Source organism: Psychrobacillus insolitus, assembly GCF_003254155.1.
Taxonomy (GTDB): Bacteria; Bacillota; Bacilli; order Bacillales_A; family Planococcaceae; genus Psychrobacillus; species Psychrobacillus insolitus.
In genome coordinates, this window is record NZ_QKZI01000002.1 from 108,679 (window position 1) to 128,562 (window position 19,884).

Here is a 19,884-nt window from a genome sequence, read left to right on the forward strand (position 1 = left end):
GTATAACTCAAGGATGGGTTCTTAAGGTGATTATTTCTTTTGAACAGTAATTGTCCAAGCGGCATCACTTACTTGTTCATAATTTGTAATGCTATGTCCTGCTTCAGCAGCCCAACGTGGAATTGATTCAGTAGCTTGTGTACAGTCAAATTCAATTACCAGTTCATCACCTGAACTAAGTTCAGTGATTGCTTCTTTTGCTTCTACTAAAGGAAATGGACAAACCATTCCCATCACTTCTAATGTTTTTTTCATCAATATCTATCTCCTTTGTTGTCTAGCGTAAGCCGCCTTGCCCCGACAGGCAAATGCGCTTTCTCTATGCTGTAGTTGGGCTTGTTTTCGTGCTTATTACCGTATTTTTCTTTTTTTGACGACCTCTTATGAAAACAAAGTATACAGCTGTCCATGTACCGAGAATCATAAAGGCTAGACCAATCCAGCCTTGCCAAGTCATCATTGCAGTCATTACTAAACCGTTCCCAATAGAACATCCACCAGCTAAACTAGCACCAAATCCCATTAAGTTACCACCAGCAAAACTGTTTAATCCAGTTTTTACATCTGGCATTCTGAAACGAAATTCATGACTTGCTTTTGCGGCGATAAATGATCCTACTAGAATACCAAGAACTAAGAATACGCCCCAGTTAAGAAGGCTTGAGTCTCCTGTTGTTAAATATTGAAGAATATTTGCTGAAGGAGTTGTAATTCCTAATCCGAACACGCGGCCAGTTGCTGCACTTAAAGGCCATGCAATCATCGCAATAAGACCAACTAATAGAGCTGTTACAAATGGATGCCAACGTTTTTCGAATAAAATATGTGCCAATCCTGTTCGTTTCGCTTTTAAAGTAGGGATAAAAACTTTTGGTTTTGTAACTTCCTTATATACTATAAAACCAACTATTGCTACTAATATAGCAATTAGAATCCAAACATTAATCCCTAGTGTATCTGCCATTGAATTTGTTTGCAACTGAGGTTGTTGAAATTTCGCATTAATTGGAGCAAATACTCCACTTTTCATCATGGTGCTCATTAATATATAACCGGCCAAAGCAATCCAACTACCGATTAAACCTTCACCTGCACGATACCAAGTTCCAGTCGCACAACCACCAGCAAATACAATACCAATACCAAATATAAAAGAGCCAATAATAATTGCAAATAATGGTAATGTTCCTGCATTATATTCAATAATGCCAAGTTCTATTAATGTATATACACCAACACTTTGTACTGCTATAGCTACTAATAATGCGTAAAACATACGATTATCTTTACTTAAATACATATCTCGAAAACCGCCTGTTAAACAGAATCTTCCTCGTTGCATAACAAATCCGAGTAGAGCACCGCATAACAATCCAGTAATAATCATCTGAGTCAATTTAATTCCCACCTTATTAATTCATATTAAACTTGAAGGAATAGTATACATCGATTTTTTATACAATTCAAGTGATATTTACAAGTCCATATATTTTATTTTGTTTCAGGAAAAGATGGAGCCGTATATAATAAAGAAAACATTAATATTCAGTAATCGGATACATTTCAGTGGTTAAGAGGCGAGATTAGATGGAATACATTAAAAAAGGAACGAAGGATTTTCGTAAAACAAATTGGGCTTTGTTTGCAGCTGGATTTATCACCTTTGCTAATTTATATATTACACAGCCAATTCTTCCTGAATTTTCGAACGATTGTCGGTTGGATTTTCATCGTCTACTTAGTAGGGACGTTTAGTTCAACTTGGTTTGGTAGTTTGTCTGATCGATATGGTCGACAAAGGATTTTACTAGTTGGAATAGTTTTGATGCTTGTTGGAGCTCTTATCACGCTTAATGTAAGTTTAATTATTCAACTGATTGGTATTACTGTATTTACGTTTGGTTTTTTTGGCTCTAATTCGATTGCAAGTGGCTGGGTAAGCCAGCGAGCGAAGCATGACAAGGCGCAAGCTTCATCACTCTATTTATTTTTCTATTATTTTGGATCGAGTATAGGGGGTACGGCTGGAGGTGTTTTCTGGTCTGTATTTGGGTGGGGAGGAGTTGTAGGTTTAATAACTGCTTTGCTTATCTTTGCAATCCTACTATCTTTTTTGCTTCAGTATTTGATAAAACGTCATGAATAATTTTATTATTAATATAGAGAGAAGCCTTGAAATAAGATTCATCTTATTTCAAGGCTTCTTATTAGTCAGATACAATTTCTTAATTATTTTTAAGAAATGCTACTAAATCTTGGTGGTTTTCTGGTGTTACTCCGTGCCCATCTTCATATGTCTTAAAAGTTACTTGTGCGCCCTGTTCTTCGAAAAATTCTTTGCTTTCTATCCCAAGTTGAGAAGGAATTACATAATCGTAATTACCATGTGAAATGAAGATATTCAAATGATCGACTGGACGCTTGCTATACTCCTCTTTCACGAAATCTGGTAAATATCCACTTAATGCAACGATGCCTTTAATTGCTTTACCCATACTAAATGCTAATGATTGTGCTAGTACGGCTCCTTGGCTAAAACCGAGTATGTATACTTGCTCGATGTCCAACTCATATTCCTCGATTGCTTCATATATAAATGATTGGACATGCGTAAGCACTTGATCGAATATTTGACGATCAGGCTTAACTTCTTCTTCTGTTGTGTAAAAAGCATAACCAGGTTTGAAAACAATTGGCCCGCGCAAACTGAAAATGTGGTGACTGTTTTCAAACTCTTTTACAAGTTGTGGTAAATCTAATTCATTACTCCCCATGCCATGTAATAGGAAGATCGTAGGCTTTTTTATGTCCGACGATTGTGGTGCAGAATATGTATATGTAAAAGGTGATTTCATTAGACATTCTTCCCTTCAAACTTAAGTACATCTATTTTAACATAAGTGATTGGTGTTACCTATTTGTAATTGAAGATGAATAAGCTTAAAAGCTTCTATATTGGATATCCTAATAACGACTATTTCCAATAAGGAGAATAAAGCTATGAAAGAATTCAAAGTAACTTACTTTTTCGATGAGAACTATTATATAAGAAGGTTTATCCTTTTAGATTCTCAAGAAGCGGCAGAGGAGCTAATTCAAAGTGAACGTGATCAGTATATATCATTTACAGATAGTAGAGGAATCTATCACGAGCTGAATACACGAGATGTTCGAGTGATTCAAGTTTCTGAATATCAAAGGATAGATAAAAGTAAAAAAGCCAAAAGACCTTAATGCGGGGCTTGTTACCATTTTCACAACAGACTTTCTTCTATTAAAATGCAAATTCACATTTATACATGAAAAGTCCGAGTGGTGTATCTGCAACATAAAAGGATGGGAATATGATAAAATAATGCAAGTTTATGTGTTGACAATATACCTGGTAGGGTATAATATAAGGGTGTAAGTAAGAAGTTAGTTATTAACGAAGTACAAATGGAGGTGCTTTACATGTCGTATGATACAAAAGCATTAAACCGTATAAAACGTATAGAAGGACAATTGCGTGGTATTTTAAGAATGATGGAAGAAGAAAAGGACTGTAAAGAAGTAATTACACAACTTTTGGCAGTTCGATCGGCAGTTGACCGTACAATAGGTGTGATTGTAAGTGATAACCTTCTAGAATGCGTACAAAATGCGGATGGTAATGCAGATAAAATGAATTCAGCAATTCAAGAAGCAGTGAATTTAGTAGTAAAGAGCCGATGATACGGCTTTTCTATTTAAAATAAATAATACCCCAATTGGTATTTCGATGAAGGAGTGAGTATTAAATGGAATGGATTTTTATTGTAGTTATAGTTGCTTTCTTCGTCTGGAAGATGATGCCATCTAAAGGTGTTAAATCAATTTCGACTGCGGAATTGAAGAATGTCTTAAATGATCAAGATAAAGTATTTGTCGATGTAAGAACACCTGCTGAGTATAGAGGTAGAAATATTAAACAATTTAAAAATATACCACTAGGATCATCTTTTGATAAATTACCAAAGGATAAAGAAATCGTCGTTATTTGTCAAAGTGGAATGCGTAGCAGTAATGCTTGTAAACAATTAAAAAAAATAGGTTTTGAACGCGTAACAAATGTCCGTGGTGGCATGAGTGCGTGGAGCTAAAAGGAGGATATAATTGATGAAAGAAATTACAGCAAAAGAATTAGAGCAAAAATTAACAAATGGTGAAACACTTAATATACTAGATGTGCGTGAAGTGGATGAAGTTGCAGAAGTAAAAATTCCAGGTATTATGCATATTCCGCTTGGCTTAGTAGAGTTTCGCATGAATGAATTATCGAAGTCGGAACCATACTATGTTGTATGTCGTTCAGGTGGAAGAAGCGGAAGAGCTACACAATTTTTAGAGAGCCAAGGATATGATGTAACGAATGTGATGGGTGGTATGCTTGCTTGGGAAGGCGAAACTCGCTAAAAAAATTTAAAACAAATAATACCCGTACAGGTATAGAGGAGTGTATACATTGAGTTTAAAAGCGGATGTTATGTTAGATGCAAAAGGTTTAGCTTGTCCAATGCCGATTGTGAAAACAAAAAAAGCAATGAATGGCTTGACGGAGGGACAAATTTTAGAAGTATTAGCAACTGATAAAGGGTCAAAAGCTGATCTTGCTGCATGGTCTAAATCTGTAGGGCATCAATATATAGGAACAACAGAAGACGGCGATGTGATGAAACATTATATTCGCAAATGTTCTAATGACGCAGTTGTGGAAAAACAATATGACCAAATCGTCCAACTCGATGAGCTTGCAGTTAAAGCTTTAGAAGGTGGCATTATTTTAGATGTTCGCGAAGAAGCTGAGTATGCTTTTGGGCATATCGAAGGCGCTAAATCAATTCCAATGGGAGAATTAGAAACTCGCATGGAAGAAATACCAAAAGATCAAGTAATCTATGTGGTTTGCCAAACGGGTAGACGTAGTGATCTAGTTGCTCAAAAGTTAGCAAGTAGTGGATTTGGTAGCGTGTTTAATGTCATACCAGGTATGACAGAGTGGAATGGCGAAGTTAAAACTTCATTATAAAAATAAAAAACTATAAAAAATTAAAATTTGGGGGAAAAAACAATGACAAACAAAGTAGCAATTATCGCAAGTAACGGTGGATTATTCGACGCATATAAAGTATACAATATCGCAACAGCAGCAGCGGCAACAGATAAAGAGGTAACAATCTTTTTCACGTTTGAAGGATTAAATTTAATTCACAAACAAGGAATGCAAGCACTACCTATGCCTGAAGGACGCGAAGCGATTGCAGAAGGATTTGCTAAAGCTAATGTACCGAGCATTCCAGAATTAGCAGCAATGTCCCAAGAACTTGGTGTAAAATTCATTGCTTGCCAAATGACGATGGATGTAATGGGATTAACCGTGGAAGATTTTGTCGATGGAATTGAAGTTGGTGGAGCGGTAACATTCTTGGAATTCGCTAAAGATGCAGCACCAACATTAACATTCTAATGTGATTAAACTAGGAGGGGATATTTCCCCTCAAAAAATTTTCTAAAAAATAATACCTATGGGGGTAATCTGGGATGACTTTAACTAAATGGACAGCTGCAGAAGTGGCGAAGAAAGTAATTAATAACGAAGAATTATTCATTTTAGATGTTCGAAATGCAGATGCTTTTGCAGACTGGAAAATTGAGGGACATCAATTTGAGTATTTAAATATTCCTTATTTTGAACTATTAGACGGCGTAGAAGAAATTCTTTCAGACATTCCAACGGATCAACCATTGCTAGTCGTTTGTGCAAAAGAGGGTTCATCGGTCATGATAGCTGAAATGCTTACAGAAGCTGGACGTGATGCTGGATACCTGGAAGGCGGCATGAAGTCTTGGAGTGAACATTTAGAGCCAATTAAAGTAAGTAATCTTACGAATGGTGGAGAACTTTATCAATTCGTTCGGTTAGGTAAAGGGTGCCTTTCTTACATGGTTATCTCAAATGGAGAAGCTGCTATTGTGGATGCAACACGTATGACAGATGTATTTATTAACTTTGCAGCAAGTAAACAAGCAAAAATTACACATATATTTGATACACATTTACATGCTGACCATATTTCAGGTGGTCGTCAAATTGCAGCACAAACTGGTGCAACTTACTATTTACCACCAAAAGACGCAGAAGAAGTTGTATTTGACTATGCACCATTAGTGGTTGGAACAGAAGTGAAGATCGGCAATACAACAATTGCGATTCAAGCGATCTATTCACCAGGTCATACAATTGGATCGACATCTTTTATTGTAGATAATCACTACTTACTAACTGGGGATATTTTGTTTATCGATTCTATCGGTCGTCCTGATTTAGCTGGCCTAGCTCAAGACTGGGTGAGAGATCTTCGTGAAACATTATATAACCGTTACCGTGAGCTTTCAAATGAATTAATCGTTTTACCTGCACATTTTATGATTATTGATGAATTAAACGCAAATGGGACTGTGTCAAAACCTTTAGGAGATTTATTTGCAGAAAACCACGGCTTAAATATTGAAGATGAAGAGACATTCCGTAGTATGGTCACAGATAATTTACCACCACAACCAAATGCGTATCAAGAGATTCGTCAAGTGAACATGGGTAAAATTACGCCTACTGGTGAGGAACAAACGGAAATGGAAATCGGACCAAACCGTTGTGCAGTTCGTTAATAATAAACAATAAGAGGAGAACTAACATATGAATGTAACAACAGTATTAGATGCAAAAGGTTTAGCTTGTCCAATGCCAATCGTTCGCACGAAAAAAGCGGTAGATGCGATTGAATCAGGTCAAGTATTAGAAGTACATGTAACGGACAAAGGGGCTATTGCGGACATTCCCGCGTGGGCAGCTTCAGGTGGTCACACAATTTTAGAGCATACAGAAGAAGATGACGTTTTAAAATTCTGGATTCAAAAAGCATAAATATAGAGGGAGGCTAAGAAAGGGCTCCTTTTTTACTAGATAAGAAAAATTTTTCTAGCGCAAGAGCAGCTTTGCGCTTGCGCTTTTCTTAGGAAGGAGAATGTAGGGAAATGGATATTCCGTGGATTATTACGATCTTTTTGATCGGTTTTGTTGGTTCATATGTTTCAGGAATGCTCGGTATTGGTGGCTCGATTATTAAATACCCAATGCTTTTATATATACCACCAATGTTAGGGTTTGCTGCTTTTTCTGCTCATGAAGTTTCTGGTATCAGTGCGGTTCAAGTATTGTTTGCATCGATTGCAGGTGTATGGGCATATCGCAAAGGTGGGTATTTGAATAAATCACTTATTATTTATATGGGTGGTGCTATTTTAATAGGAAGCATTGTCGGTAGTTTTGGTTCGAAATCATTATCAGAGGATGGCGTTAACATTGTTTATGGTGTACTTGCATTAATCGCAGCTATCATGATGTTCATCCCTAAAAAGAAAGTGGATGATATTCCACTTGACGAAGTAACATTCAATAAACCATTAGCAGCTATATTAGCATTTGTTGTAGGTATTGGCTCGGGAATTGTCGGCGCGGCAGGAGGTTTCTTGTTAGTACCGATTATGCTTGTCGTATTAAGGATTCCTACACGTATGACGATAGCAACAAGTCTTGCGATAACGTTTATTTCTTCTATCGGGGCGACCATTGGTAAAGTATCAACAGGCCAAGTTGAATATTATCCAGCTGCCATTATGATTGTTGCAAGTTTGATCGCAGCTCCACTTGGTGCAAAAGCAGGAAAAACGATGAATACGAAAGCACTTCAACTGATTTTAGCGATACTTATCTTAGCAACTGCCATTAAAATTTGGATGGATATTCTTTAATAGAAGCAACTTGAAGCAGTAAATGCTTCAAGTTGCTTATTTTTTTGTAGAATAGAATATATAGGGAGATGATGCACTTGGTTGCAACAGAATGGTACAAAATATTCTCGTTGACAGTTCCTTCAACATGGATAGCTTTTGTTTTAGCAGCTGTCATAACTGGGATTACTTTATATGTGAAACTTGGTAAAGAGGCTTCTAGTCAATTTGGTGATTTGGTTTTTGTTTTTATTATTGTATGGAAACTAAGTGTAGTATTAACTGATTTTACTACTGTTATTAAGCATCCGTTGATGATTCTGTACTTTTCAGGAGAAAAAGCTGGAGTTCATATTGGAATAATCTCGATCATATTCTATTTGCTGTATCTCCAAGTGCGACACAAGCCATTTCTATCAAATGATGCGCTGATTTATTCTTTTATAAGTTTTTATATGATTTTTGCAGTGGGAGTTGTTTTGTTCAATCAATCTACTGTTTTAGTAATTGTGCAAACACTTATTGTTGTTATTTTTATTGGCTGGTTCATGAAAAAATATAAAGAAATGATTAACTGGATTCCTGCATTTTTACTTATTTATGGAGCATTACATGTGATATTAATGGAGAGCATTGTTAGTACATCAATGATTACGGCAATTGTATTTGGTATTATTCTCTTGTTGCGTGGAAGAGTAGGGCGAGTATTTATGAGTAAGAGCACTTTAAACTTGAGTATACTAGCGATTTTGTTTAGCGCAATATTATGGACAACAGATGAAGCCATAGATAAACAAAAACAGGAGAATTTATTACAAGATGAGTCTAGTGTAAATAGTAGTGGAGCAGGGAATCTAGCACCTAATTTTGTATTAGATACAATTTCAGGAGAAGAAATGTCTTTAGCAGATCTAAAGGGACAGCGAGTAATTTTAAATTTTTGGGCAACTTGGTGTCCTCCGTGTAAAGCTGAAGTGCCACATATGCAAAATTATTTTGAAGAGCATGCAGAAGAACAAAATACTACTATTCTCGCAGTTAATTTAACTGATCAAGATAATGGCTTACAAAAGATTCAACAGTTTATTTCGGATTATGAGTTAACTTTCCCAGTAGTATTAGACGTAGATGGGGAAATATCAAATCAATATGGCATTATTACAATTCCAACAACATTTATCTTAGATGAAGAAGGAAATATTGAACAAAAAATTTCAGGACCAGTATCAGAAGAAATGTTAATTTCATTGTTAGCTCAAATGGATTGATCCATAAAAAATAAACTAGGTGTGCTGAATTTTAGAACAGAAAATTCATTTTATCTATATTAAAGCAAAGAGGTAGAACTCATAGTGAACGATAATGGCATGATAATTTCTTCTATTTCTTGATGAACTAGTTATACTAAATAAAATCTTATTCGAGTAACATTGTTTTAGTTGAAGATTCGCTTCCGAAATAATCAATCTTTATCTCAAACCAACACCAATCACTATCAAGTAGGGCGCATTCCAAATTGTTCTTACATTAAAAAATAGGTAGTTACTTAAGTGCCACCCATAGGCAGATTGCATATGATAGTTTAGAAAGAATTATAATGGGGTGCCAAATGAACGATTATGTGAATATGTTTAAGCGTTTTTTACCGCAAACGGCAGTGGTGTTGACTTTACAAAAACCACTTCCAAAAGAAGCGATATTACTTGCTGATATAGATGGTGACCAAGTCGAAGAATTAATCGGAGCTTTCCGGTATCAAGAAAAAAATTATATTTTGATTCTGAAAAAAGTAAATAATGAGTGGCAACCGTTATTACTGATTAACGGAAGTGGATATGGTATTTCTGATTTATTGGCAGTACCGATTGCAGATAGTAAGAGGAATACGTTAATCGTAGGATGGCAAGTAGGAACTGTTTGGTCTGAATTCAACTTATTCCAATGGATTGATAATAAACTTGTTCCTTTACTGGCGGAAAATGTTGTTTATAGTAAATTAGAAGTGGAAGATATGCCAAGTAATCAGGGGCAGGACGGAAAGTATGAGCTAGCTGTTTGGACATATGATACCGGAGAGGCTTATAAAGTGGAGGTATATCGCTTTAACGGAAGTGGCCTTGTTCCTGCAAAGGATGTTTATCCGTATTATTTTAATAAAGTAGCTGCATATTACCAGGAATTATTGAAAACAAATGATTGTTCTTTTTATTGGTATTATCTATCGGATGCCCAAGAAAAGACTGGTGACTTGGAGCAGGCGCTACTATCTATTGATAGGGCATTGTCACATGGGTTTCCATATCCTTCCGAAGAAATATTATTAGAAAAAAGAAAACAAATTGTAAATCAATTAGGGCATAATAATCCAAACAGCCAAGTTGTTGTAGATCAGAAGAGAGGAGATGTGACTGGGGATGGTTTCTTTGACATCGTTTCTCTTGCTGCAGATAAGATTGAGGGAAGTCCTTTTTGGCAAAATATTACGCTAGTTATTCGCGATGGAAAAACCAATATGTATGAGAGGATTGCGTTAAAAGAAAATGCGGGCTATCATCCAACTTTGTTTCTTGGAGATTTTACTGGGAATCATATAGATGACATACTCATCGTCATAGATACGGGTGGAAGCGGTGGGACAATTTACGCTTATGTATACTCATTTTTAGATGGGAAAATGCGTCAAGTGTTCGATGCGGATGAATATAATGAACGATCTAAATATGCAGTTAACTATCAAGATCAGTTTAAAGTAAATGTGACCAGTTTCGATTCTAAAAAGGAGTATACACTGGACTTAATGTATAAAGGTAAGGAATATTTATCAGAAATTTATGATGAAAGTGGAACGCTGAAGGCACCAATTGAAGGATGGGTAGATCCACTTGGTGGTCTGTACCCAATTGATTTTGAAAGAGACGTTACTTATGAACTGATGGCAATTCAAGAAATTGCAGGAAGGTATCATGCCGATGCATTAGGGTATGTGAATAACGTGTTAAAATGGAACGGCCATGAATTTATTTCAGATAGACAAAACGTTTCTATTTTCGGGGCTAATTTAAATTCTAATTAAGTTTATGTGTAAACTGAATATAATAACTTTTTTGACCGTTTGATATTTTTATATTCAACGGTCTTTTTGTGATTAACCAACGAATAATTTATGTAGGATTGCTCATGCTAACATCACTGAGATAGTTAGAGGAGGAGTTTTAAAGTGAGTAAATTATTAAGAATATCTATGACGTTATTGCTTGCGGGTTCGTTGATAGGTTGTGGGGCAAATGATGAGGATGATGTTGCGGATAATAACAGTGCAACGGAAACGACTAATACAACAGACACAACAGACACAACTACTGACAAAACAGCGGATACAGATGTAAATGATACTGGTGACCATAAGCTAGAGGTTGCGGATGATGTTGCGGAAAAAATTACCGAATTAGAAGAAGTAGAAAGTGCCAACGTTATTGTAACGGATAATAACGCGTATGTAGGTGTCGTGTTAAAAGAAGCCGTTGACGGAAACGAAGAGCTAGAGAATAAGATTGCAGATGAAGCAAGAACAACAAATAGGGATTTCAACAATGTGTATGTATCGACTAATCCTGATTTTGCCAAACAATTTACGGAGTACGGAGAAAAAATCAGAGCTAACAAACCCGTAGAAGGATTATTCGAAGAGTTTACAGATTCAGTTCAAAGAGTATTCCCAGATGCTAAATAATGGAATGAAGATAATGCAGATCCATTCCCAGATACTAAGCGGTAAATGGATTTAGTAAGTTTGGAAGCAATTTCCGTTGATAAATAATTGAAAAGGGTTTACTATATGTATATAGGCTGCATTGTTCGTATGATTATTAAGTTTTAACCTTTATGCTGTAATAGGGAGTTTTATATAGAAGCTGGAATGACATGCCTTATTCTCTTCGGACAATAAGGACACGCAAGATAGTTTCTGCGAACACCCACTTTGAGGAGTGGTGGTTTAAAACTTTCTTATAAAGTACGGCAAACGCGGCTTACCTTACAATTAATAAAATAAGCTTCAAAGCATAACATCTTCCTTAAATGGAGGGTGTTTTTTTGTTGTGTTTTGGTTTTTCACATAGATTGTTAGTAAGGGTAGATTTAGTATGATTATGAAAAAAATTAAAAGTATAATACTTTTCATTTAAACTCATCCTAAGCAATCACCTCATGCGAAATTTCACCAAAAATTAACACTATACACCTTGTGTTTAATAAAATTTACAAAACCTTTACAAAAGTCGTATTGAAAATTAACATTATGACTTTATTCTATTATTAGACAAAATACGACAAAGAACCCTAACATATTTCTTGGAGGTAAGAAATGATAAGTTTGAAAAAAGCGAAAATGGGATTATTAATGCTATCTATACTTGCTGTACTATCAGCATGTACAAGCAATAGTAATGATAAACAAACATCAGATGGTAGTAGTGCTACAGTATCTATCTCAGGATCTACATCTGTAGGACCTCTTGCAGAGAAATTAGCTGCAAAATATACAGAAGAAGAAAACACGAATATAGAGATAAATCAAATTGGTTCTTCTGCAGGAATTACCAACGCTATAAGTGGAGTATCAGAGATAGGGATGTCTTCACGTGATTTAAAGGAAGAAGAAAGAGCAAATGGATTGAATGAAGTCGTGATCGCTTATGATGGAATTGTAGTAGTAACTCATCCAAGTAACAAAGTAAAAGATCTTACGATGGAGCAAATAAAACAAATTTTTACTGGAGAAGTGACTAACTGGAATGAACTTGGCGGAGATGACTTGGAAATCGTAGTTGTTTCTCGTGAGGATGGATCTGGTTCACGCGATGCATTTCAAGAAATAGTAGAATACAGCTCTGGTGAGTTAATAAGAAATTCTATCATCGCAAGCGGTAATGGAAATATTAAAACTACGGTTGCGAACAATAAACATGCAGTTGGCTTTATCTCATTTGAATATATAGATGATTCCATTTCAACAATCGATATTAATGGGGTAGAAGCAACAGCAGAAAATGTTTTACAAGAAAAATACAGTTTGGCTAGACCATTCTTGTTTGTATATAAAGAAGGACAATTAACAGATGCTGGACAACGATTTATAGATTTTATTTTAAGTGAAGATGGACAACTCATTGCAGCAGAAGCAGGAGCTATTCCAGTAAAGTAGATGAGAACTTAAAAGGAAGACAACAACATAATTTTTGACTTAATTTTGGAGGAATAAGAGTGTCTATCCCAACAACTAACAAGCAGGCCGTAGAAATAGGTAAAGCAAATAAAAGAAAGTATATGTTAGAGAGGGTATCACAAAGAGTATTCTTATTTTGTGCACTTCTCTCCGTAATCACTTTATTATTAATCATTGGATTTGTATTTTATAAAGGAGCTCACCCATTTGTAGCGGAGGGCTATAGCTTTATAGACTTTATTTTTGGTAGTGATTGGGTACCGAGTGAAGATAAATTCGGTATCTTCCCGATGATTGTAGCATCCATATATGCAACAGTCGGAGCATTAATTATTGGAGTTCCTATTGGTTTATTTACAGCTATTTTCTTAGCTGAAATTGCCTCTGAGAGATTAGCTAAGATTATTTCGCCAGCAGTACAGTTGCTAGCAGGTATCCCATCTGTATTATATGGTGTATTCGGACTTGCGATCATTGTTCCGTTTTTACAAGATACTTTCGGTTTAGTGAAAGGGCAAAGCTTAATAGCTGTTATTCTTGTGTTAGCAATCATGATGTTGCCAACAATTGTAACTGTAGCTGAAACGGCTATTCGTGCTGTTCCACAAACGTATCGAGAGGGATCATTAGCCCTTGGGGTATCACAAATTGGGACAATTTTTAAAGTCGTTGTTCCTGCAGCAAAATCAGGAATCATGACCGCAATTGTATTAGGTTTAGGCCGTGCAATAGGGGAAACGATGGCAGTCATCTTAGTAGCAGGGAATAGTTTGATCGTGCCAACTAGCTTAACGGATAGTGTTCGTCCATTAACGACAAATATTGCATTAGAAATGGGCTATGCATTCGGTACACATCAAGAAATGTTATTTGCTACGGGAATTGTTCTATTCTCATTTATATTAATACTAAATTTTGTATTAGCAAAAATAAGTGCCAAGGGAGGCAACTAAGATGAGACACTTTAAAGATAACTTACTACGCGGACTATTGTGGTTATCAGCTTTCTTATCAGTTGCTGTCCTTGTTATGATAGTTGGATTTATTTTTTATAAAGGGATTGGTTTGATCAGCTTCGATTTCATCTTTGGTGATTATTCACCAACTGGAGATGGTGGCATTTGGCCAATGATCGTAACAACTATATACACAGTCCTTATTTCGTTAGTCATTGCAACACCTATTGGAATATTAGCTGCTGTTTATTTACAAGAATATGCTAAACAAGGGCGATTAGTTAGACTTATACGCTTTGCAACAGAAAGCTTAACAGGAATTCCCTCCATTATTTATGGTTTGTTTGGAGCAGTATTCTTTGTCACAACATTAAAATTAGGTATGTCCATTCTAGCTGCTTCCTTAACCTTAACGATAATCGTGTTACCTGTAATCATTCGAACAACTGAAGAAGCATTAAAAACAGTGCCAGGATCGTATCGAGAAGGCTCTTTAGCACTTGGAACAACAAAATTACAAACATTATATAAAGTCATTTTACCAAGTTCAATGCCAGGGATTTTGTCTGGTATTATTCTTTCGGTTGGACGAATTGTTGGGGAATCAGCTGCAATATTCTTAACTGCTGGAACTGTAGCAGCTATGCCAGATAGCATTCTATCATCCGCTAGAACTTTGACTGTGCATTCTTATTTAGTCACACAAGAATCCGGAGATATTGAACTTGCAGCAGCAGTAGGTATTGTCTTAATAGTACTTATTTTAGTAATCAATCTTTCGGCAACATATATATCGAAAAAATTTAACAAGTCAACAAATAAATAAGCGTATGTTAAAGAGTCCATAGAAATATAACATGCTGAGCTGATGACCAAATAAATTAAGTAGGGAAGGTATTTAGCATATGGAACAACGTAAAAAAGAAACGATAATTAATGTAAGGGATTTAAATTTATATTATGGGGATAAACAAGCATTATTCGGAGTCGATCTTGTTATTCAAGAAAAAGAGGTTACTGCTTTAATTGGTCCTTCAGGCTGTGGGAAATCTACTTTTTTGAGAACACTAAATCGTATGAATGATTTAATTGATGGTGTGAAAATTACAGGAGATATTGTCATTGATCACGAAAACATTTATAAATCAAACGATGTGATTAAACTACGAACAAAAGTAGGAATGGTTTTTCAAAAGCCAAATCTATTTCCGATGAGCATTTATGACAATGTTGCCTATGGACCAAGAATGCAAGGCATTAAAAATAAAAAAGATTTAAATATAATTGTAGAAGAAAGTTTGCGCGGTGCAGCGATTTGGGATGAAGTAAAAGACCGTCTTAAAACATCAGCACTTGGTTTGTCAGGCGGTCAGCAACAGCGTGTGTGTATTGCTCGTGCTATAGCGATGAAACCTGATATTATTTTAATGGACGAGCCTACTTCCGCATTAGACCCAATATCTACGTTAAAAGTAGAAGAACTAATCACAAACATGAAAGAAGATTATACGATTGTAATTGTTACACATAACATGCAGCAGGCTGCTCGAATTTCGGATAAAACAGCGTTCTTTTTAAATGGAGAAGTAGTTGAATACGATGATACAGATAACATTTTCTCAACGCCACAGGATAAAAGAACAGAAGATTATATAACAGGTCGATTCGGATAATAGGGGGGTAACAAATGTCCATTCGTGAGAACTTTGAGAATAATTTAGAGGAAGTAAATAGAAAAATCACCGAAATGGGTGAACAAACAATTGTTGCCCTAGAAAGAGCTTTTAAGGCCTTAAAAACACAAGATGTTGAGATTGCTTTAAAAGTTATTGAGGGAGATACAGCTATTGATAATCTTGAAAAAGATATTAATGAGTTTGCAATATGGCTTGTGGCAAAAGAAGCACCTATTTCAAGAGATTTACGCGAAATTATTAGTGTACTTAAAATTTCAACTGAAATTGAACGAGTCGCGGATTTTGCTGTAAATATTGCAAAAGCAACTATCAAGATCGGTAATACAAAATCTTTACTGGAGATTACACATCTAGAAAAGATGAAAGAATTATCGATTGAAATGCTCCGAAAAGCACTACAATCTTTTTTAGATGAAAATATCCTACTTGCTATAGAAGTTGGTGACTTAGAGGATGAAGTGGATGAATATAGCAGTGAAACATATAAAAAACTTACTACTTATCTAAGTGATCATCCAGAAGAAACAAATCAGCTTGTACAATTATTATTTGTAAATCGTTTTCTTGAAAGAACGGCTGACCACATAACAAATATTGCTGAAAGTACAGCATATTTGATTAAAGGTCAAATATATGATTTCAATTCATAAAACTAAATTGATTTGTGAACATGAATCAAAACCTCATTTGAAAATATTTGTGAAATAAAATAGATAAAAGCGCGCAGACAAATATTCGTCTGAGCGCTTTTTTCATTATAGTATTTGTGATTCAATTGTATCTTAACTAGTCTTTGCTTGAACTTTTCCATCTTGAGATTCATGTAATTTCACCATTACAAAACGAGCAATAGGTTGAATTATTAAACTTTCTGCAATAAGAACGACTACGAAGTTACGTGGCCAATTTTGTATCCAGTTGCTGAAGATTTCAGTGCTAAAACCATTTCCAACAATATCGCCAATAAACGTCATAGCAGCTGACATTCCTAGTACGGTGAAAATAATACGGAATAAAATTTTGGCATTAAAACTATCCGTCGGTTTAGTGAATTTTGCAACTAAAGCTTCTGCAATACGACCGAAAATAGTTGGTTCAATGACCATAACAATAATCCAAATAATAGGTAAAGTTTTTAAAATTGTTAAAGCAACACTTCCGTTAAATTCCCCTTCGATAAGAATGATACTAAATGAAGTCATAAATATAACCGTTAGTGTAGATATAATTGTTCCGTATAAGAGACCTTCTTTACCGTTTCTTGGTAATCTTTTTTCTGCATGCATTGTTATTTTTTTCTTCCTTTCAAAAAACTGCTCTGTTTTGTGTTAAATTATTGAAGCGAATTTAATAAATTTGGCAATAGGCTTGCGATTGTTTTTAAAGGATCTGCTGACTTTTGTGTTAAACAAAGCATCATCGCACCTTCAATTGAAGCAGTCATAAACAATGCAATTGAAGTAGCCGATTCATTCGAGAATCCATCAGCTTGAAGTTTCTTACAATAAATGTTTTGAATGTTTTCATATAGTGCACCACATGCGTTGCGGACAGGTTCACTCATCGTGGCCATTTCACTAACAATGCTGCTAAATGTATAGCCAGTAATAGTGCCATCTTTTTCAAACTGATGAATCAACGTATCAATCATTGATATTGTGGCTTCCTTAGTTGATAAATGCCTACTGAAAATTGCTTCGATATCTGTAATAATGACTTCGTTTAAGGAATGTAGACAAGTAATTAATAGTTCTTCTTTGCCATTTGGAAAATGATGATAGAGTGCTCCTTTTGTAACATTACAGGCTTTTAAAATTTCATTCAGTCCTACACTTTTGTAGCCTTTTTGTTGAAAAAGGATTGTAGAGGTATCAATCAATAGCGATTTTGTATCCATATTCAATGTATTTCTCCTAACATACCAACTGGTCTGTTTCTATTATAGCAGATTTTCGAACGTTATCTAAGTTTTTTGTTTTTTCAATAAAAATTGAGTTTGGATACTAGAAAATAGTTTTATTGTAAGGGTTCAGTCTCTGAAATATTGAAAAATAGTCTGTAAAAAAACTGTTCAAAGTACATGAACAGTTTATGTCTCCTATAACTTCTTTGATATTCCTATTAGAAGCGCATTTATAAAAGGGGTAGAAAAAGAATCAAGACTTCTATCTGTAATTCGTAGTCCCCAGTGATAAATTGATCCCATATAGGACTGGGTAACCATTGTGGAAACATCATCTAGAGAAAGCTCTGGATTAATTTTTTCTTTTTCTATTGCTTCTTCAAGTAATGTGCGAGTAATTTTAAAAAGCGAGCGATTAGAATCTAAAAAGTATGTGTGTTCTCTAGATTCCAATGCTGCGCTATAAATAACTTTCATTAAGTCTTTGCCCATTTCATTCTCTAGGAAATGCATTAACTTTTGAGAGAAAATAGACAGTTTTTCCATGGGGTCCATATTCTCAGGAAATGATTTATAAACTTCTAAATAATAATGATCCATTTCCGTAAATCGCACTAGAAAGATGTCGGATTTTGAACGGAAATGTTGATAAAAGGAGCCTTTTGAAGAATCGCTTTTTTTGACAATTTCATCAACAGTTACCTTGTTAAATCCTTTTTCGGAAAAAAGTTTCAAAGCTACTTCTAAAATTTTCTTTTTAGTCACTTCTCCTCTTTGTTGTTTTTTTACTAATTCATTCATAAAACTCCTCCATTAGTTATTGACAGAATACTCTAAAGAATATAATATCAGACTGTAGTCTAATTTTGGATAATTAGCCGTATATTTAAAATAATCGAATCATATTTTCGTACAAGTTCAACTTATTGCTATTCTATTTTACTTTGTACAAAAAGGAAAGCGCTTTCTGAAACTTGCTTTAAAAAGGGGAACATCTAAGTCTAATGGGTGGAATGTAATAAAAAATAGGGGGAAATGACACATGACAACTTATATTATTGATGGGGCAAGAACAGCTTTCGGAACTTTCGGTGGAGCTTTGAAAGATGTGAGTGATATTGATCTAGGTGTGATAGCGACAAAAGAAGCTATTAAAAGAAGTGGAATTCCTGTTGCTGATATCGACGAAATTATTATCGGTAATATTATTCATACTAGTGTTAGTTCCGCATATCTTGCGAGACATATTGGACTGAAAAGTGGAATGTTAGAGTCATCAAGTGCTCTGACACTTAATCGACTTTGTGGATCTAGTATGCAATCTATCGTTTCAGGAGCACAAGCAATCGCAGTTGGGGATGCAAATGTCATTGTTGCTGGGGGTACGGAAAATATGAGTTTAGCTCCTCATGTATTAAGAGGAACTCGCTTTGGTTCTCCTAACAAAGCACCATTAGTTGAAGATATGCTTTGGAGTACTTTAACGGATGAATATGTTGGTTGTGGTATGGGAATGACAGCAGAAAATCTAGCGGTAAAATATGATATTTCACGAGAAGAGCAAGATGCATTTGCAGTGAAATCACAAGAAAAAGCTATTCAAGCTAGAGATAGTGGTAGATTTGCTGAGGAAATTGTACCCGTTACGATTAAAGGTAGAAAAGGCGAAGTTATTTTTGATACAGATGAGCATATTCGAGAAGGTGCAACGGTTGAAGGGCTGGCTAAACTAAAACCTGCATTTAAGAAAGATGGTACGGTAACACCAGGAAATGCTAGTGGGATTAACGATGGAGCAGCCGCAGTTTTGCTTGCATCAGAAGCTTATGTAAATGAGCATAATTTAAAACCATTAGCTAAAATTGTTTCTTGGGGTGTAGCTGGTGTTGACCCTTCTATTATGGGGATTGGACCAGTTCCTGCAAGTAAAAAAGCATTAGAGAAAGCTGGTTTGACTTTAGATGATATCGGTTTGTTCGAATTAAATGAGGCATTTGCAGCGCAGTCATTGGCGGTTGTCAAAGAGTTGGGTGTTGATATGGAAAAAGTAAACGTCAATGGTGGAGCTGTTGCTTTAGGTCACCCAGTTGGTGCAAGTGGTACGAGAATTACGTATTCGTTAGCTGTTGAGATGAAGAAAAGAAATGTACGTTATGGGTTAGCTTCGCTTTGCATTGGTGGGGGTCAAGGCATCGCTATTATTTTAGAAAATGTAAACTAGAATAACAGTTTATGGAACTAATACTTTAACAAAAAGACAGAAGGTATGAGTTAGTGACAAAGTCACTAACTCAT

25 protein-coding genes and 1 other RNA gene are annotated in these 19,884 nt (G+C 35.4%); 20 read left to right on the top strand and 6 right to left on the bottom strand.

Going from position 1 to position 19,884, the window contains the following annotated elements; translation table 11 throughout:
- Positions 1-30: 30 nt before the first annotated feature.
- Entirely contained in the window at positions 31-255 is a 225-nt protein-coding gene (locus C7437_RS07760) for a sulfurtransferase TusA family protein (protein ID WP_111439114.1), read from the bottom strand.
- A gap of 64 nt (positions 256-319) precedes the next feature.
- Positions 320-1,387 carry a YeeE/YedE thiosulfate transporter family protein gene (locus C7437_RS07765; protein WP_111439399.1) on the bottom strand — a complete coding sequence of 356 codons (1,068 nt, stop codon included), beginning with the start codon at positions 1,385-1,387 and terminating at the stop codon, positions 320-322.
- Positions 1,388-1,663: 276 nt separating this feature from the next.
- On the opposite strand from C7437_RS07765, the gene C7437_RS07770 reads away from it, so the two are divergent.
- On the top strand, positions 1,664-2,146 hold the full coding sequence (locus tag C7437_RS07770) for an MFS transporter (protein WP_425450561.1): 483 nt from the start codon (positions 1,664-1,666) through the stop codon (positions 2,144-2,146).
- 79 nt (positions 2,147-2,225) lie between these two features.
- Here C7437_RS07770 and C7437_RS07775 read toward each other — a convergent pair whose 3' ends face one another.
- Entirely contained in the window at positions 2,226-2,855 is a 630-nt protein-coding gene (locus C7437_RS07775; protein ID WP_111439116.1) for an alpha/beta hydrolase, read from the bottom strand.
- A 145-nt stretch (positions 2,856-3,000) separates the two neighbouring features.
- Between C7437_RS07775 and C7437_RS07780 the strand changes: the two genes are divergently transcribed.
- The 18 genes from C7437_RS07780 (at position 3,001) to phoU (ending at position 16,336) form a co-directional block, all read left to right on the top strand.
- Positions 3,001-3,234, top strand: a complete 234-nt coding sequence (locus C7437_RS07780; RefSeq protein WP_111439117.1) for a hypothetical protein — start codon at positions 3,001-3,003, stop codon at positions 3,232-3,234.
- 219 nt (positions 3,235-3,453) lie between these two features.
- Entirely contained in the window at positions 3,454-3,714 is a 261-nt protein-coding gene (locus C7437_RS07785; protein WP_111439118.1) for a metal-sensitive transcriptional regulator, read from the top strand.
- A gap of 65 nt (positions 3,715-3,779) precedes the next feature.
- On the top strand, positions 3,780-4,121 hold the full coding sequence (locus C7437_RS07790) for a rhodanese-like domain-containing protein (protein ID WP_111439119.1): 342 nt from the start codon (positions 3,780-3,782) through the stop codon (positions 4,119-4,121).
- Positions 4,122-4,137: 16 nt separating this feature from the next.
- Positions 4,138-4,434 carry a rhodanese-like domain-containing protein gene (locus tag C7437_RS07795; RefSeq protein WP_111439120.1) on the top strand — a complete coding sequence of 99 codons (297 nt, stop codon included), beginning with the start codon at positions 4,138-4,140 and terminating at the stop codon, positions 4,432-4,434.
- 70 nt (positions 4,435-4,504) lie between these two features.
- The gene (locus C7437_RS07800; protein WP_111439400.1) at positions 4,505-5,047 is read left to right on the top strand and encodes a sulfurtransferase TusA family protein; all 543 of its coding nucleotides are present in this window, start codon (positions 4,505-4,507) and stop codon (positions 5,045-5,047) included.
- A 42-nt stretch (positions 5,048-5,089) separates the two neighbouring features.
- On the top strand, positions 5,090-5,485 hold the full coding sequence (locus tag C7437_RS07805) for a DsrE/DsrF/DrsH-like family protein (RefSeq protein ID WP_111439121.1): 396 nt from the start codon (positions 5,090-5,092) through the stop codon (positions 5,483-5,485).
- 74 nt (positions 5,486-5,559) lie between these two features.
- Positions 5,560-6,687, top strand: a complete 1,128-nt coding sequence (locus C7437_RS07810; protein WP_111439122.1) for an MBL fold metallo-hydrolase — start codon at positions 5,560-5,562, stop codon at positions 6,685-6,687.
- Positions 6,688-6,715: 28 nt separating this feature from the next.
- Positions 6,716-6,943 (top strand): sulfurtransferase TusA family protein, encoded by a 228-nt coding sequence (locus tag C7437_RS07815; RefSeq protein ID WP_111439123.1) that lies wholly within the window; start codon positions 6,716-6,718, stop codon positions 6,941-6,943.
- Between the two features lie 110 nt (positions 6,944-7,053).
- The gene (locus C7437_RS07820; protein ID WP_111439124.1) at positions 7,054-7,830 is read left to right on the top strand and encodes a sulfite exporter TauE/SafE family protein; all 777 of its coding nucleotides are present in this window, start codon (positions 7,054-7,056) and stop codon (positions 7,828-7,830) included.
- Positions 7,831-7,907: 77 nt separating this feature from the next.
- Entirely contained in the window at positions 7,908-9,077 is a 1,170-nt protein-coding gene (locus C7437_RS07825) for a redoxin domain-containing protein (RefSeq protein ID WP_170122341.1), read from the top strand.
- A 341-nt stretch (positions 9,078-9,418) separates the two neighbouring features.
- Positions 9,419-10,882: a hypothetical protein gene (locus tag C7437_RS17170; protein WP_245909244.1), complete on the top strand. Its 1,464-nt coding sequence runs from the start codon at positions 9,419-9,421 to the stop codon at positions 10,880-10,882.
- 144 nt (positions 10,883-11,026) lie between these two features.
- Positions 11,027-11,539, top strand: coding sequence for a YhcN/YlaJ family sporulation lipoprotein (locus C7437_RS07835; RefSeq protein WP_111439126.1), 513 nt, complete (start codon positions 11,027-11,029; stop codon positions 11,537-11,539).
- A gap of 110 nt (positions 11,540-11,649) precedes the next feature.
- A non-coding RNA gene (gene ssrS, locus C7437_RS07840) (6S RNA) lies at positions 11,650-11,843 on the top strand.
- 329 nt (positions 11,844-12,172) lie between these two features.
- Positions 12,173-13,012 carry a phosphate ABC transporter substrate-binding protein gene (locus C7437_RS07845; protein ID WP_111439127.1) on the top strand — a complete coding sequence of 280 codons (840 nt, stop codon included), beginning with the start codon at positions 12,173-12,175 and terminating at the stop codon, positions 13,010-13,012.
- A 59-nt stretch (positions 13,013-13,071) separates the two neighbouring features.
- A complete protein-coding gene (pstC, locus tag C7437_RS07850; protein WP_245909245.1) occupies positions 13,072-13,986 on the top strand; it encodes a phosphate ABC transporter permease subunit PstC in 915 nt (304 codons plus the stop codon).
- 1 nt (position 13,987) lies between these two features.
- A complete protein-coding gene (gene pstA / locus C7437_RS07855) occupies positions 13,988-14,815 on the top strand; it encodes a phosphate ABC transporter permease PstA (RefSeq protein ID WP_111439128.1) in 828 nt (275 codons plus the stop codon).
- A gap of 79 nt (positions 14,816-14,894) precedes the next feature.
- Positions 14,895-15,662 carry a phosphate ABC transporter ATP-binding protein PstB gene (gene pstB, locus C7437_RS07860; protein ID WP_111439129.1) on the top strand — a complete coding sequence of 256 codons (768 nt, stop codon included), beginning with the start codon at positions 14,895-14,897 and terminating at the stop codon, positions 15,660-15,662.
- 14 nt (positions 15,663-15,676) lie between these two features.
- Positions 15,677-16,336 carry a phosphate signaling complex protein PhoU gene (gene phoU / locus C7437_RS07865; protein ID WP_111439130.1) on the top strand — a complete coding sequence of 220 codons (660 nt, stop codon included), beginning with the start codon at positions 15,677-15,679 and terminating at the stop codon, positions 16,334-16,336.
- Between the two features lie 132 nt (positions 16,337-16,468).
- Here the strand turns inward: phoU and C7437_RS07870 are convergent, their stop codons facing one another.
- The 3 genes from C7437_RS07870 to C7437_RS07880 all read right to left on the bottom strand — a co-directional run bounded on the left by C7437_RS07870 (position 16,469) and on the right by C7437_RS07880 (position 18,390).
- On the bottom strand, positions 16,469-16,972 hold the full coding sequence (locus C7437_RS07870) for a DUF2798 domain-containing protein (RefSeq protein ID WP_211309991.1): 504 nt from the start codon (positions 16,970-16,972) through the stop codon (positions 16,469-16,471).
- Positions 16,973-17,019: 47 nt separating this feature from the next.
- Positions 17,020-17,583, bottom strand: coding sequence for a TetR/AcrR family transcriptional regulator (locus C7437_RS07875; protein ID WP_111439404.1), 564 nt, complete (start codon positions 17,581-17,583; stop codon positions 17,020-17,022).
- Positions 17,584-17,784: 201 nt separating this feature from the next.
- A complete protein-coding gene (locus C7437_RS07880; RefSeq protein ID WP_111439131.1) occupies positions 17,785-18,390 on the bottom strand; it encodes a TetR/AcrR family transcriptional regulator in 606 nt (201 codons plus the stop codon).
- Positions 18,391-18,631: 241 nt separating this feature from the next.
- On the opposite strand from C7437_RS07880, the gene C7437_RS07885 reads away from it, so the two are divergent.
- A complete protein-coding gene (locus tag C7437_RS07885) occupies positions 18,632-19,810 on the top strand; it encodes an acetyl-CoA C-acetyltransferase (protein WP_111439132.1) in 1,179 nt (392 codons plus the stop codon).
- Positions 19,811-19,884 lie beyond the last annotated feature (74 nt).

What these genes read in the sequence shown, in the direction of transcription:
- C7437_RS07805 (WP_111439121.1), top strand. Translation starts at nt 5,090, where the DNA reads ATGACAAACAAAGTAGCAATTATCGCAAGTAACGGTGGATTATTCGAC.
- C7437_RS07775 (WP_111439116.1), bottom strand. Translation starts at nt 2,855, where the DNA reads ATGAAATCACCTTTTACATATACATATTCTGCACCACAATCGTCGGAC.
- C7437_RS07780 (WP_111439117.1), top strand. Translation starts at nt 3,001, where the DNA reads ATGAAAGAATTCAAAGTAACTTACTTTTTCGATGAGAACTATTATATA.
- pstB (WP_111439129.1), top strand. Translation starts at nt 14,895, where the DNA reads ATGGAACAACGTAAAAAAGAAACGATAATTAATGTAAGGGATTTAAAT.
- C7437_RS07845 (WP_111439127.1), top strand. Translation starts at nt 12,173, where the DNA reads ATGATAAGTTTGAAAAAAGCGAAAATGGGATTATTAATGCTATCTATA.
- C7437_RS07885 (WP_111439132.1), top strand. Translation starts at nt 18,632, where the DNA reads ATGACAACTTATATTATTGATGGGGCAAGAACAGCTTTCGGAACTTTC.
- C7437_RS07810 (WP_111439122.1), top strand. Translation starts at nt 5,560, where the DNA reads ATGACTTTAACTAAATGGACAGCTGCAGAAGTGGCGAAGAAAGTAATT.
- C7437_RS07765 (WP_111439399.1), bottom strand. Translation starts at nt 1,387, where the DNA reads ATGATTATTACTGGATTGTTATGCGGTGCTCTACTCGGATTTGTTATG.
- C7437_RS17170 (WP_245909244.1), top strand. Translation starts at nt 9,419, where the DNA reads ATGAACGATTATGTGAATATGTTTAAGCGTTTTTTACCGCAAACGGCA.
- phoU (WP_111439130.1), top strand. Translation starts at nt 15,677, where the DNA reads ATGTCCATTCGTGAGAACTTTGAGAATAATTTAGAGGAAGTAAATAGA.
- C7437_RS07795 (WP_111439120.1), top strand. Translation starts at nt 4,138, where the DNA reads ATGAAAGAAATTACAGCAAAAGAATTAGAGCAAAAATTAACAAATGGT.
- C7437_RS07760 (WP_111439114.1), bottom strand. Translation starts at nt 255, where the DNA reads ATGAAAAAAACATTAGAAGTGATGGGAATGGTTTGTCCATTTCCTTTA.
- C7437_RS07785 (WP_111439118.1), top strand. Translation starts at nt 3,454, where the DNA reads ATGTCGTATGATACAAAAGCATTAAACCGTATAAAACGTATAGAAGGA.
- pstA (WP_111439128.1), top strand. Translation starts at nt 13,988, where the DNA reads ATGAGACACTTTAAAGATAACTTACTACGCGGACTATTGTGGTTATCA.
- C7437_RS07790 (WP_111439119.1), top strand. Translation starts at nt 3,780, where the DNA reads ATGGAATGGATTTTTATTGTAGTTATAGTTGCTTTCTTCGTCTGGAAG.
- C7437_RS07880 (WP_111439131.1), bottom strand. Translation starts at nt 18,390, where the DNA reads ATGAATGAATTAGTAAAAAAACAACAAAGAGGAGAAGTGACTAAAAAG.
- C7437_RS07815 (WP_111439123.1), top strand. Translation starts at nt 6,716, where the DNA reads ATGAATGTAACAACAGTATTAGATGCAAAAGGTTTAGCTTGTCCAATG.
- C7437_RS07870 (WP_211309991.1), bottom strand. Translation starts at nt 16,972, where the DNA reads ATGCATGCAGAAAAAAGATTACCAAGAAACGGTAAAGAAGGTCTCTTA.
- C7437_RS07875 (WP_111439404.1), bottom strand. Translation starts at nt 17,583, where the DNA reads ATGGATACAAAATCGCTATTGATTGATACCTCTACAATCCTTTTTCAA.
- C7437_RS07820 (WP_111439124.1), top strand. Translation starts at nt 7,054, where the DNA reads ATGGATATTCCGTGGATTATTACGATCTTTTTGATCGGTTTTGTTGGT.
- C7437_RS07800 (WP_111439400.1), top strand. Translation starts at nt 4,505, where the DNA reads ATGTTAGATGCAAAAGGTTTAGCTTGTCCAATGCCGATTGTGAAAACA.